The 17,622-nt window shown below is 64.3% G+C and carries 16 protein-coding genes; 6 read left to right on the top strand and 10 right to left on the bottom strand.

The genetic code is table 11. From position 1 onward, the window contains the following. Positions 1 to 7 precede the first annotated feature (7 nt). From ACG873_RS14105 to ACG873_RS14095, 3 genes are all read right to left on the bottom strand, one after another. On the bottom strand, positions 8 to 1,198 hold the full coding sequence (locus tag ACG873_RS14105; protein WP_394892493.1) for a beta-ketoacyl-ACP synthase: 1,191 nt from the start codon (positions 1,196 to 1,198) through the stop codon (positions 8 to 10). Between the two features lie 40 nt (positions 1,199 to 1,238). Further along, positions 1,239 to 1,523, bottom strand: coding sequence for an acyl carrier protein (locus ACG873_RS14100; RefSeq protein ID WP_008836853.1), 285 nt, complete (start codon positions 1,521 to 1,523; stop codon positions 1,239 to 1,241). 109 nt (positions 1,524 to 1,632) lie between these two features. Further along, positions 1,633 to 2,187 (bottom strand): histidine phosphatase family protein, encoded by a 555-nt coding sequence (locus tag ACG873_RS14095; RefSeq protein WP_394892492.1) that lies wholly within the window; start codon positions 2,185 to 2,187, stop codon positions 1,633 to 1,635. 117 nt (positions 2,188 to 2,304) lie between these two features. Here ACG873_RS14095 and ACG873_RS14090 point away from each other — a divergent pair, with 117 nt between their 5' ends. The 3 genes from ACG873_RS14090 (at position 2,305) to ACG873_RS14080 (ending at position 5,948) form a co-directional block, all read left to right on the top strand. Further along, positions 2,305 to 3,249 (top strand): AEC family transporter, encoded by a 945-nt coding sequence (locus ACG873_RS14090; protein WP_394892491.1) that lies wholly within the window; start codon positions 2,305 to 2,307, stop codon positions 3,247 to 3,249. Between the two features lie 186 nt (positions 3,250 to 3,435). Continuing rightward, positions 3,436 to 4,893 (top strand): NAD-dependent succinate-semialdehyde dehydrogenase, encoded by a 1,458-nt coding sequence (locus ACG873_RS14085; protein ID WP_394892490.1) that lies wholly within the window; start codon positions 3,436 to 3,438, stop codon positions 4,891 to 4,893. Between the two features lie 35 nt (positions 4,894 to 4,928). Next, positions 4,929 to 5,948, top strand: a complete 1,020-nt coding sequence (locus ACG873_RS14080; RefSeq protein WP_394892489.1) for an aldose epimerase family protein — start codon at positions 4,929 to 4,931, stop codon at positions 5,946 to 5,948. 14 nt (positions 5,949 to 5,962) lie between these two features. On the opposite strand, the gene ACG873_RS14075 is transcribed toward ACG873_RS14080, so the two are convergent. Then, on the bottom strand, positions 5,963 to 6,883 hold the full coding sequence (locus ACG873_RS14075; RefSeq protein WP_394892488.1) for a sugar kinase: 921 nt from the start codon (positions 6,881 to 6,883) through the stop codon (positions 5,963 to 5,965). Between the two features lie 145 nt (positions 6,884 to 7,028). Here ACG873_RS14075 and ACG873_RS14070 point away from each other — a divergent pair, with 145 nt between their 5' ends. Both ACG873_RS14070 and ACG873_RS14065 read left to right on the top strand, forming a co-directional pair. Beyond that, the gene (locus tag ACG873_RS14070; RefSeq protein ID WP_394892487.1) at positions 7,029 to 7,481 is read left to right on the top strand and encodes a FixH family protein; all 453 of its coding nucleotides are present in this window, start codon (positions 7,029 to 7,031) and stop codon (positions 7,479 to 7,481) included. A 7-nt stretch (positions 7,482 to 7,488) separates the two neighbouring features. After that, positions 7,489 to 8,691, top strand: coding sequence for a cytochrome-c peroxidase (locus ACG873_RS14065; protein WP_394892486.1), 1,203 nt, complete (start codon positions 7,489 to 7,491; stop codon positions 8,689 to 8,691). Between the two features lie 4 nt (positions 8,692 to 8,695). Here ACG873_RS14065 and ACG873_RS14060 read toward each other — a convergent pair whose 3' ends face one another. Next, positions 8,696 to 9,148, bottom strand: a complete 453-nt coding sequence (locus tag ACG873_RS14060; RefSeq protein WP_394892485.1) for an Lrp/AsnC family transcriptional regulator — start codon at positions 9,146 to 9,148, stop codon at positions 8,696 to 8,698. A gap of 148 nt (positions 9,149 to 9,296) precedes the next feature. On the opposite strand from ACG873_RS14060, the gene putA reads away from it, so the two are divergent. Next, positions 9,297 to 12,911: a bifunctional proline dehydrogenase/L-glutamate gamma-semialdehyde dehydrogenase PutA gene (gene putA, locus ACG873_RS14055; protein WP_394892484.1), complete on the top strand. Its 3,615-nt coding sequence runs from the start codon at positions 9,297 to 9,299 to the stop codon at positions 12,909 to 12,911. Positions 12,912 to 12,918: 7 nt separating this feature from the next. Here putA and ACG873_RS14050 read toward each other — a convergent pair whose 3' ends face one another. From ACG873_RS14050 to ACG873_RS14030, 5 genes are read right to left on the bottom strand one after another with little or no spacing between them, the layout of a single operon-like run. After that, positions 12,919 to 13,233 carry an antibiotic biosynthesis monooxygenase family protein gene (locus tag ACG873_RS14050; RefSeq protein ID WP_394892483.1) on the bottom strand — a complete coding sequence of 105 codons (315 nt, stop codon included), beginning with the start codon at positions 13,231 to 13,233 and terminating at the stop codon, positions 12,919 to 12,921. A gap of 11 nt (positions 13,234 to 13,244) precedes the next feature. Next, positions 13,245 to 13,511: a hypothetical protein gene (locus ACG873_RS14045; RefSeq protein WP_394892481.1), complete on the bottom strand. Its 267-nt coding sequence runs from the start codon at positions 13,509 to 13,511 to the stop codon at positions 13,245 to 13,247. Between the two features lie 21 nt (positions 13,512 to 13,532). Beyond that, the gene (locus tag ACG873_RS14040) at positions 13,533 to 14,882 is read right to left on the bottom strand and encodes an energy transducer TonB family protein (RefSeq protein WP_394892479.1); all 1,350 of its coding nucleotides are present in this window, start codon (positions 14,880 to 14,882) and stop codon (positions 13,533 to 13,535) included. 10 nt (positions 14,883 to 14,892) lie between these two features. Beyond that, entirely contained in the window at positions 14,893 to 15,330 is a 438-nt protein-coding gene (locus ACG873_RS14035) for a hypothetical protein (RefSeq protein ID WP_394892477.1), read from the bottom strand. A gap of 3 nt (positions 15,331 to 15,333) precedes the next feature. Continuing rightward, positions 15,334 to 17,535 carry a TonB-dependent receptor domain-containing protein gene (locus ACG873_RS14030; protein ID WP_394892475.1) on the bottom strand — a complete coding sequence of 734 codons (2,202 nt, stop codon included), beginning with the start codon at positions 17,533 to 17,535 and terminating at the stop codon, positions 15,334 to 15,336. Between the last annotated feature and the right edge of the window lie 87 nt (positions 17,536 to 17,622).

Below are 17,622 nucleotides of genomic sequence, written 5' to 3'. Positions count from 1 at the left end.
GGCAATTTTAGTCGGCGGCGACGAGCGCGATGCCTTCGAAATAGTGATAGCCTACCGCGGTCGCCAGTACGGATTGCGGAAGTCCCTCGAACGGCTTTTCGGAAGCCGCGTCGAAGGGCGGATAGCCGGCCTTACGGTCCACCGCCAGCGCGGCGAGCGCCACGGCGAAGGGAAACTGCGCTTCCTTCATGTGGCCGGTCAACGCGCTGAAGCCGCGCGCGGCGATCGAGTTGTCGTTGTCGAGCGCCGTCTTCTCGGCCTTCGTGGCGGCATGCGCGCCTGATGCGCCGGACATTGCGAGCAGCGGGCGGTCGGCGCGAGCAGCGGCCTTGTCGATCAATCTGGCCACCGAGTTCTCGAAATCCCCGTTTCCGCGCCGCGAGCGGCCCGAGACGACCGCTTCCAGTTGCGCGTAGATATGCCGGCCTCGCGCGACCGCATGCTCGCGTGACTCCAGCACCAGGAAGGCCGCGCCGGAGCCGGTTATCACGCCGCCGCCTTCCGCGCCCTGTCTCTGCCAGACCGGCTTCCACGGCCCGCGGTGCAGGTAGGCGCCAAGTTCATAGCCCAGAAGCATATCCGGGTGTTCGGTCTGGAAAGCCCCGCCAACGAGTATATGTGTCGCCTGGCCCGAACGGATGCGGGCTGCGGCGGTTTCCACGGCCGAAACGCCGGCGCCTTCCTCGCCCATGAAGGTGCGCGAGGAGCCGGTGACCTTGTGCACGATCGAGATATTGCCGGCGAGCAGGTTGGAAAGTTGCGCGAGGAAAAGCGTCGGGCGAAGCTCGGTCGTCAGTTTCTCGTTGAGCAGCACGTCGCGGTCGGAGCGGCTTTCGGAGGCAGCCAGAATGCCGGCATCCACCGCCTCGTCGCGCTCGCCGCCGCCGGCGGCCACAACCATGTCCATGGTCGCGCAGAGCGCGTCGTCGCCCTTGATGCCTGCGTCATCGAGAGCCAGCCCGGCAGTGTAGGTTCCGAGGCGCTGCCAGGTTTCCATCTGGCGCTGATCGCCGCGTTTGGCGATCTGAAGACCCCAGTCGATCTCGGGGAGGGGGTGGACGACGTAGGGCGAATAGCGTCCGTCGTCGACAACGGGTTCGGGCCGCTCAGCCGTCAATTTGCTCCAATGCGCGTCGGAGCCTTCGCCCAGCGACGAAACGAGGCCGATGCCGGTGATGACGACGTCGTGGGCGTTCATGTGCGGCCGTTCTGGCAGATGCGCTCGGTCCCGCCGGAGATCAGGCAGCGGCTTTCGCCGCAACGAGACCGTCGATCTTGGCGCAAAGGTTCTTCATCAGGAAGTACTCGTCCGTCGAGGCCTTCCCGTCATTGACGTCCTGCGTCCACTTCTCGAGCGGCACCTTGATGCCGAATTCCTTGTCGATCGCAAAGACGATGTCGAGGAAGTCGAGACTGTCTATGCCGAGGTCGTCGATGGTGTGGCTGTCGGGCGTGATCGTGTCGCGGTCAATCTCGCTCGTTTCGGCGATGATGTTTGCGACTTTGTCGAATGTCGTTGACACGGTTTATCCTTCGATTTGCGGGCGGGAGACTTCCGCGCATATTGGTTCGGCTCTCTAGTCGGTTTTTTCCGGCAGGAAAAGACCCTATCCTCCGTGTGCCCCGCAGGTCTCAGTTGAAAATGATGCGGCCGATAACGTCCAGGCCCTGCTCGGTGGGCCTTACGACTATCGCCTCGCCCTCCCGGGCTGAGGCGCCGGTCAGCGCCTTGATGTTCTCCTGATGGGTAATGAGGATGAGATTGCCTGAGCCGGAATAGGCGCGAATCTCGTCGATCACGGCCTTGTTCTGCGCTGCGGCCGTCTTTTCGTCGGTGCTCAGAAGGTCGAGCGCTTCCATGGGCTCCGGATCGTTATCACTGAATGCCAGACGGGCGGTTTCGAGCGCACGGCAGTAGCGGCTCGAAAGCACGCGCTCGGTCGGCGCCGCACGCGCCAGGAACAGCGCGCCGATCTTGCGTGCCTGCTGCTGGCCGCGATCCGACAGCCTTCTTTGCGTACCGCAATCCTCGATCTTGAAGCGTGCCGGTTCGGCAGCTCCCGGCGCCATTGCATGGCGCAGCAGCACCACCTGCTCGCCCTCGCGCAGCAGCGCCCAGCCTGCCTCCGTGGCCTCTGCCGGGACAAAGACCAGCAGCGATAGAAGGGCGAAGAAGGCTCGACGCATGCAGAATCCTTTGCGGTAGCTCCGATATAGGGACGCGAAAGCTGAATGAAAGACAAGTCTGGCAGCCGTCGCCGTCGTCGCGGTTGCGCAGTTCCACCGGCTCGCATATCAGGCGGCATGTCTCCGCTCACAGAAACCGTGCTCTTCGTCTTCGCGCTCGTCGCGCTCGGCTATCTCGCCGGGCTGACCGGCTATCTCAAGGCTGAAGCCGGGGATGCGCTGTCACAGTTCGCAGTCGGCGTCGCGCTGCCGCTGCTCATATTCCGGACGATGGTCGGCGCCGATTTCCACGGCGCTGCGCCCTGGTCGCTGTGGGCGACCTATTTCATATCGGTGGCGGTGGTCTGGACCTGCGGCCATCTCGTAACCACCCGCTTTTTCGGGCGCGAAGCGCAGGCCGGTGTCGTCGGGGGCGTCGCGTCGTCGTTCTCCAATCTTCTGCTTCTCGGCGCGCCCTTCATGCTCGGCGTCTTCGGGCAACAGGGGTTCGAAATCCTTTCGCTCATCCTGTCGGTCCATCTGCCGGCGATGATGATGGCGTCGATCATTCTGTTCGAAACCTTCGGCCGCGGCGGCGGCGTCCATCCCGTCCACATCGCCAAGGAGTTCCTGCACAAGATCGTCGGCAATCCGCTTGTAATCGGAATTCTCGCAGGTCTGTTGTGGCGCATGACTGGCCTGGCGCTGCCCGGGCTCGCTGCCCGGCTGGTCGATGCACTCGCCGACATCGCCGGGCCCGTCGCGCTTTTCGCCATGGGCTTCGGGCTGCGCAAATTCGGGCTCTCCGGCAATATCAGGCCGGCGCTTGCGCTCACCGCGCTCAAGCTTTTGCTGATGCCCGCCGTTGCGCTGGGGATGGCATTGCTGCTCGGCCTGCCGCCGCTGTCGGCCAAGGTGGCGGTCGCCGCCGCGGCGCTGCCGTCCGGCGTCAATTCCTACCTCATCGCGATGCAGTTCGGCACGGGGCAGGGGCTGGCCTCCAACCAGTTGACGATCGCGACAGCCTGCGCCGTCGTAACCACGGCTTTCTGGCTGACCGTCGCGCAGGCTGTTTTCGGATAGTTACCCTCCGCTCTGGACCACAAGGCGGCCGATCATTGCGATTGATCCAGAAGCGCACGCTGGAGTAAGAGATTGCCCGGTAGCCCGGGCGGCGTAAGGTCGTCCCCGAAGCGGCGGTCGGTCGATAAGATCGCCATTCGTCCAGGAATTCCAGAACAGCGCCACAGCGCTGACGAGAGGCGACAAATGCTACAGAAAACCAGCCATTACATGCGCCAGGCCAACCTCATCGGCGGCCAATGGGTTCAGGCCGATTCCGGCGCGACGATCGATGTGATCAATCCGGCCAACAACCAGAAGATTGGGACCGTGCCAAAATCCGGCGCCGCCGAAACCCGCCGCGCCATCGAGGCGGCCGACGCCGCCTTCCAGGGCTGGAGCAAGACCTCGGCGCTGGAACGCTCGAAATTGCTGCGCAAACTTCACGACGCGATCATGGACAACCAGGATCTGCTGGCCGAACTGCTGACCATGGAGCAGGGCAAAGCCCTGTTCGAGGCCAAGGGGGAAGTCGCGATCTCGGCCGCTTACATCCTCTGGTTCGCCGAAGAGGGCCGCCGCACCTATGGCGATGTCGTTCCGTCGCCATGGGCCGACCGCCGCATCATCACCATCAAGCAGCCCGTCGGCGTCATAGCTGCGATCACGCCGTGGAATTTCCCGTCATCCATGCTGGCCCGGAAGATCGGCCCGGCGCTGGCCGCCGGCTGCACCGCTGTCGTCAAGCCTGCCTCGCAGACGCCGTATTCAGGCCTCGCCTGGGGTGCGCTTGCCGAAGAGGTCGGCTTTCCCAAGGGCGTCGTCAACATCGTCACCGGCTCTGCCGCCGAGATCGGCGACGAGATCTGCGCCAATCCGCTGGTGCAGAAGATCACCTTCACCGGCTCGACAGAGGTCGGCAAGGTGCTCATTCAGAAGGCGGCCTCGACCGTCAAGAAAGTGTCGATGGAGCTTGGCGGCAATGCGCCGTTCATCGTCTTCGACGACGCCGATATCGACCGCGCAGTGGAAGGCTCCATCATCGCCAAGTACCGCAATTCGGGCCAGACCTGCGTCTGCACCAACCGCTTCTTCGTGCAGGCCGGCATTTATGACGCGTTCGTGCAGAAGCTCGCCGCAGCGACGGCCAAGCTGAAAGTCGGCCCCGGCCTCGAAGAAGGCACAACCCAAGGCCCGCTGATCGACGACAGGGCTGTCGTCAAGGTCGAGGAATTCATCGACGACGCCAAGTCGCATGGCGGCAAGGTCGTCGCCGGCGGCAAGCGGCATGCGCTGGGCGGCTCGTTCTTTGAGCCGACGGTGATCTCCGATGCGACGCCGAAGATGCGCTTCATGAAGGAAGAAATTTTCGGACCGGTCGCGCCTGTCTTCAAGTTCGAGACCGAGGAAGAGGCCGTCCGGCTCGCCAACGACACCGAATTCGGCCTCGCCTGCTATTTCTACACCGGCGATCTCGGCCGGGCTTTCCGCGTCATGGAAGGCCTGAGATATGGCATGGTCGGCATCAACGAGGGCCTCATCACCACGGTCGAGGCGCCGTTCGGTGGCGTCAAGGAGTCCGGCCTCGGCAAGGAAGGCGGGCACCAAGGCATCGAGGATTATCTCGACACCAAATATGTGTGCATCGGCGGCCTGGGCCTCTGAGGCTGGACTTCAACGCAATCCGACGGGTGGGCGCAATGGCGGACGGCGAAGTCTTCGGGACGACGGGTGAGGGCGAAGCCGTGCGGCGGATTTCGATCGCCGGCGGCGGCTTGTCGGCCAAGATTCTGGGCTGGGGCGCGGTGGTGCAGGATCTGCGGCTCGCCGGCCACGATGCGCCGCTGGTGCTCGGCTTCGAGCGGTTCGAAGACTACCCGGCGCTTTCGCCATATTTCGGGGCGATGGTGGGCCGCCATGCCAACCGCATCCGCGACGGGCGTTTCACCATTGCCGGCAAGCGCTGCCAGATCGATGCCGAGCATCCCGAAAGGCACGGGTTGCACGGTGGTTCGAACGGCTATTTCAGGCGCGTATGGGAGTTCGCGGAAGCGGGCGCGGACTTCGTCACACTTTCCCTGCACGATCCCGACGGTGCGATGGGATTTCCCGGCGCGGTCGATGTCCGCTGCACCTACAGGCTCCGGAATCCCGGCGTGCTGTCGATCGAACTCACCGCGACGTCGGACGCGCCCACCTTGTGCAATCTCGCGCATCACTCCTACTTCAATCTCGACGACGGCGGTAGCGGCGACATTCTCGACCATAGGATGTCGGTGAATGCCTCGGCCTATCTTCCGGTCGACGATTCCTTGATCCCGACCGGGGTGGTCCGGCCTGTGGATGCGACGCCGTTCGATTTCCGGATGGCGCGAGCGATCCGCATGGAAAGCGAGGGCGAGCAACTGGAGTACGATCACAATTTCTGCCTCGCGGCGGCGCGCGGTCCGCTCAGGCAGGCGGCATGGGTCCAGGGCGCAACATCCGGCGTCGAAATGGAAGTCTGGTCGACCGAACCCGGCCTGCAATTCTATATCGGACAGCACCTGAAGCCCGACGTGGAAGGGCTTGATGGCCTGGGTTATCAGCAGTTTTCGGGCTTTTGCCTGGAGCCGCAGACCTGGCCGGATTCGCCCAACCGGCCGTATTTTCCGCAAGCGATGCTGCTGCCCGGCGAAACCTATCGCCAAACGACCGAATATCGTTTCAGGCAGGTCTGACCGGCGGAAATTCCCTACCTGTCGAAGGCCATCTTCAACAGTTCGAATGGCGCAAGCGCGCCGCGCACCTGAACCACCGTCGCCGCAACGCGGTGCGCGCGCTTGGCGGCCTCGGCCGGCGGATGGCCCAGCAGACGGGCCGCGAGATAAGCGCCGTTGAAACTGTCCCCAGCGCCAGTCGTGTCGACCGGGTTCGCGACGTGAATGGCGGGCGATTCGAACGTGTCGCCGTAGTGCAGGATCAGCGCCGGCTGCTCGCCGTTCTTGACGACAACCTCGGCGGGGCCGGCATGCTCTATCCGCCTTGCCGTCGCCTCCATGGACTGATCGCCGAACAGCATCTCTTCGTCAGGGAATGTCGGAAGGGCTATATCGGCGACAGCCAGCGCCTCACCGATCGCCTCGCGCGCTGCGGAAATATCCGGCCACAGCTTCGGCCGGTAGTTTGGATCGAAGGCGATGTGGGCGCCATGCTCGCGCGCCTTGCCGACGGCTTCCAGAAAGGCGCGCCGCGCGGGCTGCGCCAGAATTGCCAAAGTGATTCCGGAAAAGTAGATAAGCTCCCGGTTTTCAAGGCTTTTCGCCAATTCGGCGGGATCGTCTGCGAGCCGGCGTGCGGCGGCATCGCTGCGCCAGTAGGTAAACGCCCGCTCCGCCCCGGTAAGCGTGATCGCGTAGAGGCCGGGCCGCGCTCCAGGCAGGATCGGGCTGTTTGCGATGCCGATGTCGTGGGACTTGAAGAATTCTATCTGGCCGTTGGAAAACGGATCGTCTCCGAAGGCCGAGACGTAGTCGACATGATAGCCCGGCATCAGCGCGCGCACGGCCCAGAGCGTGTTGAACGTGTCGCCGGCATAGCCCATCCGCCACAGGCTGCTGCCCTGGCTCGACAGTTCGATCATGCACTCGCCGACCGCCGCAATGCCATGCGCCATGCAATATCTCCTTCGCTGCCGCCGCTCGCTTCTTAGCCGGTAGAAAGCAGACTTGCCACTGCCTCTTTCGTCAGGCGGAATGGTGCGTTGCGGCTTTTCGTTCCACGTCGGAGCGACTACCCTGCGACGCTCGCTCGGAATCGCAATGGAGGCTGATTTGGCTTCGATCTGGCGCTATGTCATCGCTGCTCTTGTGGTTGCTGTGATCGCGGCCGGCGGCATGATGGCCATGCACGGTTCGTCGGCTCCTCCCGCCGACCTCGATCTCTCGCGTTCGAAGGCCACGGAAAAGGGTGTTTTCCTCGCCTCGGTCGAACCGGAAGCCGGGTCGTTCAGGCAGGGCGAACTGCATTCATGGGTGCTGACCGTCAAAAAGCCGGACGGGACGCCGGTGGAAGATGCCAGCATCGCGGTGGATGGCGGCATGCCGGACCACAATCACGGCCTGCCAACCAGCCCGCAGGCAACCGCCCATCTCGGCGAGGGCCGCTACCGCGTCGAGGGCGTGAAGTTCAACATGGGCGGCTGGTGGGTCTTGCGCTTCGCCATTTCGTCGCCAGCCGGCGCCGACGAAGCCGTCTTCAACCTGACGCTGTGAGCGGGCAATGCGCAGCCGGGCAACATTTGCGCTTGGGCTGACCGCAGCCCTGACGCTCGGCGGCTGCGGCGAGCCCGACTTCACCGAAGCCGAAAAGGCGATGATCGGCTCGCTGTCGCTTTCGGAGCTTCCGCCGCTGCCGCCTGATCCGACAAACCGCTATGCCGGCTTGCCGGCTGCGGCGGCCTTCGGAGCGACGCTGTTCTTCGAGCAGCGGCTCAGCCGGGACGGCAATGTGTCCTGCGCGACCTGCCATATGATCGATCGCCAGTTCCAGGACGGCCGGCCGCTCGCCGTTGGCGTCGCGACCACCAACCGGCGCACCATGCCGCTGGCCGGGGTCGCGCGAAGCCCCTGGTTCTTCTGGGACGGGCGCAAGGACAGCCTTTGGGCGCAGGCGCTCGGGCCGCTGGAGGACGCGCGGGAACACGCCGGCAACCGCACCGCCTACGCGCACTTCATCAGAAAGGAATTCGGCGACCGTTACGAACGGATTTTCGGGCCTTTGCCGGATCTTTCCGGATTGCCGAAGAATGCAGGACCGCTGGGAACCGAGGCCGAAAAGGCGGCCTGGAACGGAATGAGCGGAGAGCAGCGCGCTTCGGTCGACCGGGTGTTTGCCAATCTCGGCAAGGCGATCGCGGCTTTTGAACGGTCGATCGTGCATGAGCCGACGCGTTTCGACCGCTTCGTCGATGCGGTGGCGGCCGGGCGCGATCCGGAAGGCGAGGCGGCTTTATCCGATGAGGAAATGCACGGGCTTAAGCTGTTCATCGGCAAGGCCAATTGCGTGACGTGCCACAACGGTCCGCGCTTCACCGACGACCATTTCCACAACACAGGGATACCGGAGGCGAAGGGCCTGCCGGAGGATCGCGGTCGCGAGACGGCTGTTGCCCAGGTCGCCGTCGACCCGTTCAACTGCCTTGGCGCATTTCGCGACGGCGGCGAGGAGGCCTGCGGCGAGTTGCGCTTCATGGTCAAGTCCGGGGATGCGCTAAAGCGCGCCTACAAGACGCCGTCGCTGCGCGGCGCCGCCACCCGCCCGCCCTACATGCATTCCGGCCAGATCGCGACGCCGGATGATGTCGTGGACCATTACAACACCGCGCCGGCAAGCCCGCGGGGCACGTCGGAACTGCATCCGCTCGGTCTGTCGGAACGGGAGCAAGCCGCGCTCGTCGCGTTCCTGAAGACGCTGGCGGAGTAGCGGCTTAACGGTCCTTCACCGTCTCCATCGCGACGAAGGTCGAAGTCTGCGAGACATGCGGCAACGCGGAAATGCGCTCGCCGAGAACGCGGCGGTAGGCGGCTATGTCCTTGGTGCGCACCTTCAGCAGGTAGTCGAAACTCGCCGCCATCATGTGACACTGCTCGATCTCGGGCACGCCCTGGACAGCGCGGTTGAAGGCGTCGAGCGCGGCGGAACGGGTATCGGACAGCGTGACCTGCACGAAGGCGACATGGCCTTCGCCCATGCGCTCGCGGTCGATGACAGCCGAATAGCCGCGGATGAAGCCGGCGTTTTCGAGACGTCGCACCCGCGCCTGCACCGGGGTTTTCGATAGGTCGACCTTTGCCGCCAGTTCCGCCATCGACAGGCGGCCGTCGCGCGACAGCGCGGCCACGATGTTGCGGTCGATGCGGTCCAATTGATCTTGATTCATGGATTGGCAGGCCTGAATACGGTTCAAACGACCTCATCAATAGGCCGAACGGACTGCATGGTCCAGCTTTTCGGTCCAAATCGACGTTCGGATTGTGCTAGCTTTGGATAATCATTCCATCAAGCTAGAATGTTCCGACAGGACCGCCATGACAGCGCCCGACGCCATCCGCAACGCCATCCGCGCCAATTACCTTCCCGATGAAGGTGAGGCGCTGGCCCATCTCGTCGCCACCGCGGATCTTTCGGCCGCGGAACGCGAGGCGATTTCGGCGAGGGCGGTCAAACTGGTCAAGGCGGTGAGAGGTTCCTCCGACCCGCGCCTGATGGAGGTATTTCTCTCGGCCTACGGTCTCTCGACCAAGGAGGGTGTGGCGCTGATGTGCCTGGCCGAGGCGCTGCTGCGCGTGCCCGACACCGAGACGATGGACGATCTGATCCAGGACAAGATCGCGCCCCACGACTGGTCGGCGCATTCGGGCGGGTCGAGTTCAATCTTCGTCAACGCGTCGACCTGGGCGCTGATGCTCACTGGCCGCGTGCTGGACGATGAAGAGGACGAAGGCATTGCCGGCACGCTGCGTTCGATGGTCCGCCGTCTCGGCGAGCCGGTGATCCGCAAGGCGGTGGCGGCGGCGATGCGCGAAATGGGCGAGCAGTTCGTGCTCGGCCGCACGATCGCGGAGGCAGTCAAGCGCGGCCGCTCGATGATCGCGAAAGGTTATCTCTATTCCTACGACATGCTGGGCGAGGCAGCGCGGACCGAAACCGACGCGCTGCGCTACCATCGCGCCTATGCCGACGCGATCTCTTCGCTGAACAGCGGCTCCAACAGCCCCGATATCCGCACCAATCCGGGCATTTCGGTCAAGCTTTCGGCGCTGCATCCGCGCTACGAGATGGCGCAGAAGGAAAAGATGCTGCCGGTGATGGCCGAGCGCCTCCTTTCGCTTGCAGTTGCGGCGCGCGATGCCCGCATGGGCCTGAACATCGACGCCGAGGAGGCCGACCGGCTCGACCTGTCGCTCGACGTCATCGAACGCGTTCTGGCCGCTCCCGAACTCGAAGGCTGGAACGGCTTCGGCGTGGTCGTGCAGGCTTACGGGCCGCGCGCGGCCTACGTCATCGACTGGCTCTACGCGCTCGCCAAGCGGCTCGACCGCAACATCATGGTGCGCCTGGTCAAGGGTGCGTACTGGGATACCGAGATTAAGCGGGCGCAGGCTTTTGGCCTCGACGGCTATCCGGTGTTCACGCGTAAGGTGAACACCGACGTTTCCTACATCGCCTGCGCCAGGAAGCTGCTGTCGATGACCGACCGCATCTATCCGCAATTCGCCACCCATAACGCGCATACGGTCGCGGCCATCCTGTCGATGACGCCCGACCGCGACAGCTTCGAGTTCCAGCGCCTGCACGGCATGGGCGAGCCCCTGCACGAGACCGTGCGCAAAGCCGAAGGCACGCGCTGCCGCATCTATGCGCCGGTCGGCGCGCATTCCGACCTGCTCGCCTATCTCGTCCGCCGACTCCTGGAAAACGGCGCCAATTCCTCCTTCGTCCACCAGCTTACCGACGAGGACGTGAAGGCCGAGGATATCGCCCGCGATCCGTTCGAAGTGGTCGAGACGCAAGGCCCGGCGGCCAATCCGGCAATCCCGAAACCGTCGGCGATCTTCGGCGCGGCGCGGTCGAACTCGAAAGGCTGGGATATCACCGATCCGGTGGTGCTGGCTGCGATCGACAAGGGCAGGAACGCTTTCGCAGGGGCCGAGCGATGGTCCGCCAAACCGGTGACGCGCGCGGCCGGATACGGCGCTCCACGCCCGGTGCTCAACCCGGCCAACCCCAAGGATGTCGTCGGTCTGATCAGCGAGGCGACGGCCAAGCAGGTTTCGACTGCGGTCCGCATCGCCGTGGAGGCGCAGCCGGCATGGGCCAAGCGGCCCGTCACCGAGCGCGCCGGCATGCTGCGCCGCATCGCCGACCTCTACGAGGCCCACGCCACCGAATTTTTCGCGCTCGCCACCCGCGAGGCCGGCAAGTCGCTGGCCGACGGCGTCGCCGAAGTGCGCGAGGCCGTCGACTTCCTGCGCTACTACGCGGCCGAGGCTGCCAACGCCGAAGCGGGCACCGAGGCGCGCGGCGTCATCGCCTGCATTTCGCCGTGGAACTTTCCGCTGGCGATCTTCACGGGCCAGGTCGCGGCGGCGCTCGTCACCGGCAATGCGGTCATCGCCAAGCCGGCCGAACAGACGCCGCTGATCGCCGCGCGCGCCGTCGAACTGATGCGCAAGGCCGGTATCCCGGAAGACGTGATCCAGCTTTTGCCGGGCGACGGTCCGTCGGTCGGCGCGCCGCTGACCGCCGATCCGCGCATTGCCGGCGTCTGCTTCACAGGCTCGACCGAAGTCGCAAAACTGATTGAAAAGCAGCTCGCCGAGACCGCCGCGCCTGACGCCATGCTGCTTGCCGAAACCGGCGGCCTGAACGCGATGATCGTCGATTCCACCGCGCTGCCCGAGCAGGCGGTGCGCGACATCCTCGCTTCGGCCTTCCAGAGCGCCGGCCAGCGCTGCTCGGCGCTGCGCATTCTCTACGTCCAGAAGGACGTCGAGAGGAAGATGCTGGAGATGCTCGAAGGCGCGATGAGGGCGCTGAATGTCGGCGACCCATGGCTTCTGTCCAGCGATGTGGGTCCGGTGATCGACGAGGAGGCGCAGAACTCCATTCGTGAATACTGCGAGGCTATGGAGGCGAAAGGCAAGCTGATCGCGAAGCTCGACGCGCCGGCCGACGGGCGCTTCGTCGCGCCGCATGTGTTCCGCGTCTCTGGCATCGAGGAGATGGACCGCGAGGTGTTCGGGCCGGTGCTGCATGTCGCGACTTTCGACGCCGACAAGATCGACAAGGTCATCGCTGCGATCAACCGCAAGGGCTACGGCCTGACCTTTGGCCTGCACACCCGCATCGAGGAACGGGTGCAGCACATCCTCGACGGCATTCATGCAGGCAACATTTACGTCAACCGCAACCAGATCGGCGCGGTCGTAGGCTCACAGCCCTTTGGCGGCGAGGGGCTTTCCGGCACCGGGCCAAAGGCGGGCGGCCCGCACTATCTGCGCCGCTTCCGGCGCTCGGAAAGCGCTCGTGCCGAGATCGGCGAAGGCAAGAAACTCCCCGCGAAAGCGCTGGCCGACGCACTGCCGGATCCATCCACCGGCGGCTGGAACGCCACCGCCGACCGTATCGCGGTCCTGCGAAAACATCTGCGCGGAAAAGGCGCTGCGGCGGTTGCGGCCGCGGCGGCCACCGACTTCGGCCCAGTCGATCTGCCAGGGCCGACGGGAGAGGCCAATACGCTGACGCTTCTGCCGCGCGGCCGCGTGCTTTGCCTTGGGCCCGACAGCGAGACGCTGCTCGCGCAGGCGATCCAGGCGCTGGCCGCAGGCAATGCGGTTCTCGCCGTAGCTCCCGGCGCGCCGGCGGCGCTCAATGCGCTCACCGGCAAAGGCCTGCCGATCGCGGCGTTCGACGGGATTTTGGACCCGGCGCAGCTAAAAACCCTCGGCATAGATGTTGTGGCGTTTTCCGGTGTGGCCGAACCAACGCGCGAGATCAGGCAGGCGCTGGCCGGGCGAACGGGGCCGATCGTGCCGCTGGTGGCGGAAATCCTCTATCCGGCAGCCTATGCCCACGAGCGCGCGGTCTGCGTCGACACGACGGCTGCCGGCGGCAATGCGAGCCTGCTGGCGGCGGCCTGAGGAGCGGCTACGCTCCCTCGACGACGGTAAAGCCCTCGAACTGCGGATGGCCGATGTAGAGCGGCTTGTTGGCCCCGGCATTCTTGTGGGCGGCGCGGAAATTTTCCGATTTCGTCCAGGCGACAAAGTCCTCGTAGCTCGACCAGACGGTGTGCGAGGCGTAAAGCGTGTAGCCGTCGGCCTCGTTGGCCGGGCCGCGCAGCAGGTGGAACTGCTCGAAACCCTTCATTTCCGAAAGCGTGGAATCCCTGTTTTTCCAGACATTTTCGAAGGCTTCTTCAGAGCCGGCCTGGACCTTGAAGCGATTCATCGCGATGTACATGGGCATTCCTTTCAGATGATGCGTTTGGCCGGCGTCGCGCCAGGCCGTGAATCGGTTTTGCAGGCAGCCTGCGGGAACTTGACCACGCCGTCCGGCAGCGCTGCTCCCGCCGTGCCCGTCGGATTCGGACCAGCCTGGATCAGCGCGTCGCCGCGATGGCGGGCAATATCGGCGACCGTGCTCTCGGCTTCAAGGCGGTCGGTCAGCGCCAGGAACTCGGGACGAAGACCGTCGCCCCGTGCGGCAGCGATTGCGTTAAGTGCGTTAAGACGGAACATCCTCGTCTCCAGTTCGCAAGCTCAGCGCGTGAACGCCAGCGGCACGGTGAACGGCCAACTGGAGCGCCCGGCTCCTTCGGGAATGGCCGGGAAGGGGGCTGCGCGGCGGACCGTCTCGATCGCCGCCTTGTCGAGCACCGGCGAGCCCGAACTTGCCACGACCCGCACCCCGCCGACACCACCGGCGGCCGAGACCGTGAAGGCAACCCGGACTTCGCCGCGCAGCTTGTTGCGCTTCGCTTCGGCCGGGTAGCGCAGCGCGCGGCGCAGCTTCGAGACGATCTTGCCAGGATAGTTGGAGACGGCGGCGTTTCCTGCCGCGGATTGCCGGCTGCCGCCCTTGTCGGCGGCGGCGCTTCCCTTCGCCTGCCCGTCAGCCTGGCCACGACGGCTATCCGCCGTGGCATTGCCGTTGGAGCCTGCGGTCCGCTTTTTCGTGGATTTCTGTTCGCGCGGCTTTGCCGGCGTCTCTTTCTCCGTCGCCCGCTTCTTCTCGACTTTCTCGGCCGGCTTTTCTTTCGGCGCTTCGGGCCGAGGCTCGGGTATGGGTGCGATCGCGGCAAGCGTTTCGAACGTCTCTTCAGGCACCGGCTCGGCCACCGCCTCGGCGGGCTGCTCCGGCGTCGCCTCCGTGGTTGGCTCAACGGCCGCGACCGGCGGCGCAACCGTGTTCTCGTCGACGGGCTCGACCGTGTCGGTGGCCAGGATCTCCGGCTCCGGCTCGCTCACCGCCGTCGCCTGCGGCGCAGGTTCCGCCGGTTGCGGCTCGGCGGCCGGCGCGGTTTGGACCGGCGTTTCGGGCTCGACCGGCGTCGCCTCGACAGGTTCCAGCGTCTCGGTGACCGGCGCTGCGGGCTCCAACGTCTCCACCGGCTCGGTCGCATTCGCGTCGGTGACCGGCTCGGCGCTGACGGTTTCCACCGGCTTAGCGTCGAGCATGGTGATGATGCTTACGTCGGCAACCGCGGGATCAGTCTCGGCGCCCGCCGAACGGGCGTCCTGGGCAGCGCTGCCCAGCTGCGCAATTCCGGCCTGGTCCGCGCCGGCAATCTTCGCGCTCTCATCGATGCCGGCGAGAAAGCAGAGCGCAATCGCGGCGTGGAAGGCGCAGGAGCCGGCGATCGCCGCCTTCCAGCGCCTGCTTCTCGGCGGTTTGCCGGCGGCGCTGCCAATACCCAGCGGCTCGGCCGGCGTCTTGTCCAGGGCCGCGTCGGAGGTCAGGACATACCGTTCGTATCGAGGGCCGCGCGCGCCGGTGGCGGGGAATGCGTTGTGCGGGATAGCCAGCCGCGGGTCGTCCGGCTCAACCGGCAGCATGCCGGCCAAGGGCCAGGTGCCGGAACTGCGCGCGAAGACTGGCTCTAAACCCACGGAAACCTCGTCACATGCCGAAAGCGATGCCGGCCTTGGCGGCGGTCTTCAGCTTGCGCAGGCACGCTGCGGGCTCGACGCCTTCGCCCGCGCATTCGGTCGCGTGATTGACCAGGATGCGGCTGATCCCGGCGCAGTCGACGCCGGCAAGGTCGAACCGCGTCACCTTGGTCTTGCCGGCCGGCAGCTCCTTGAAATCGAGCACGGTTAGACGGTCGACCACGCCGGAAGCATTAAACAACGCGATCTCGAAGGCGGCCTTTGTCAGCTCCGCCCCGAGACTGTTGTTCACCACGAAGGTCAGGCGGCAGCCCTTGTCGGAGGTCTGCGCGCCATTGAGTTCGAGCGTGAGGGCAGGGGCGGGCGCCGCTGTCTGCGCCAGCGCCGGCACAGCCGACATTACGACCGCGGCTGTAAGGAAACGGAAGAATGTCGCTGCGCGCGTCATGGATCACCAACCAATTTGTTTTGCGAGGGAAACCTTGAAGGTCCGGCCCTTGGCCGGATCGTTCGAGAGGAACTCTTTGTATTGCTTGTCGAAAATGTTATCGACGCCGAGATTGGCCTCCCACCCCTTGAACTCGCCGTCCTGCGGCGTCCAGGTGAGGAAGATGTCGTGGACGTCGAAGGCCTCCGAGAAACGCGTTGAGGACGCGTTCGGCGGTGGCAGCGGACCGGATGAATCCCGGTCCGGATCCTGCGGGCCGGACACGACACGCGCCTTCCAGCCGAACACCAGATCGTGCTCGGGGAGTTTCCCACCAAGCGTGAATGACAATTCGTGCGGGGCGATGGTGGTCAGGTAGTTGCCGGTGTCCTTGTCCTTGCCCTGGACATAGGAATAGCCGGCATTTGCGAAGAAGTAGTCGGCGTCATAGGCGAGTTCCACCTCGGCGCCGTAGATCTCTGCCCGGTTGATGTTGACGTAGCCGGGAAGGTCGTTGAATCCGGAAACCAGGGCCGGGTTTCTGGTTATGAGATCCTTGATGTCGTTGTAGAAACCCGTCGTCTTCAACTGAAGACTGTCTCCGGACTGGGCGAGATCGTAACCCGACAGGGCAAAGCCGAGTTCGAAATTGTTCGACTGCTCCTTGATGAGATCGAGGCTCGGATTGAAAAAGCTGCTGGAGGAACTGGTCGAGAAGGTTTCGTCGAGTGTCGGGAAGCGCTCGGTATGCGCAACGGAGCCGAAGACAGCAAAAGTCTCGTTGAATCTGTAGTACGCCGCGATCTTCGGCGAGAAGGCGGTATCGTCGGTTTCCTCCGCGCCGATGATCGAATCCTCCGGCGACAACTCGTGCCAGTCGAGACGCATGCCCGGGATCAGGGTAAGTCTTTCATCCCATACGAATTCGTCCTGGACGAAAATGCCGGTTTTGACGTCCGTGCCTTCTGGATGGAAGGTGATTGGCAAGGGGTTCCCGAATACGTCTACGGCGTCGGCGGTCCTTATCTGGTAGGCGCTCTGCCAACCGTAGGTCAGGAAGTTCTCCCAGTTATCACCCTGCCACTCGGTCGTGTTCTGGACGTTGAATTGCCAGGTCTGGTAGCCGTATTCGGAGTCGCAGAAGAGCACGCTCGTGGCGCAGGTGAGGCCGAACATCGGATTGCCCGAGGCATCCGTCTGGTCCACCGTCGTATCGGAGAATGAGGCCGAAACCTTCAGATCCAGCCAATCATTGTCCGAGAACGGATTCTCGTAGGAAATGATCCCGGTCTTGTCGATGACGTGGCGATCCACCGTTCCGAACGTCGATTGGGTGCCGACCTGCGCATAATCCTGGTCGTCCGCGTCGGAATCCCATTGCGAGTAGGATAGCCGCAGCGTGCCTTCGTCACCCACCTTGAAGGTGCCCTTGGCGAGACCCGACCAGGCGTCGAAATCGGAACTCGGCACCTCGGTTCCGTCGCCGGTAAAATAGGAGTCGGCTCGGCGGTAATTGCCTTCGAACAGGAATTCGGCGCTTTCGTTCAAGCGCTGGGCGAGGAGAACCGATCCAAGCCAGCCATTTTTGTTCGAATTGTAGCCGCCCTTGAGCCGCAGAGCCCCGTTCTGTCCGTCCGCGATAAAGTCGGCGGCGTCCTTGGTGGTGAAATTGATAACGCCGCCGAGCGCGCCTGAGCCGTAGAGGGTCGAGGACGCGGGACCGCGCAGCACCTCGACCCGCTTGTAGAGTTCGGGATCGGAGAAGAAGCCGCCCATGCGGTACTGTTCGAAGAATTTGATGGCCCCGTCGACGGTGACGATGATGCGGCCTTCCTCGTTGGCCGATTCAGGGGCGCCGATGCCCCTGATGTTGAAGGTCTCTCCGAAGACGCGGTCGCTGCCCGAAACGTTGACGCCGGGAATCTGATCGAACACATCGCCGATGGTCGTCGGCTGTGCGCGGTCGATGTCTTCCTGCTCGATGACGGAAACCGCCTGAGGCGTGTCGATTGCGATCTTCTCGACGCCGGCGCCCACTATGAGGCGTTGCAGTGTCGTCACGCGTCCTTGCTTTTCTTCGTCGTTCGTCTGCGCTTCCTGGGCTTTCGCCGTCCCCATCCCCACAAATGCCGTCATCGCCGCGCCGCTCATCAGCGCAGCCCAATCCCTGGCCGCCAGCCCCATGTCCCAAACTCCTGGTGTGTGCATTTCGATGCGGGCTGGCATGTGGCTTGCTGGCATTTTTCATTGATCCCGGATCGTTTTAAATCTTGACTCGTTTACTCCGGTATTGCACTGACTATTGAACATGAA

This window comes from Allomesorhizobium aridi (genome assembly GCF_043769475.1).
GTDB lineage: Bacteria > Pseudomonadota > Alphaproteobacteria > Rhizobiales > Rhizobiaceae > Allomesorhizobium.
This window is presented reverse-complemented; position numbering and strand designations above follow the sequence as displayed.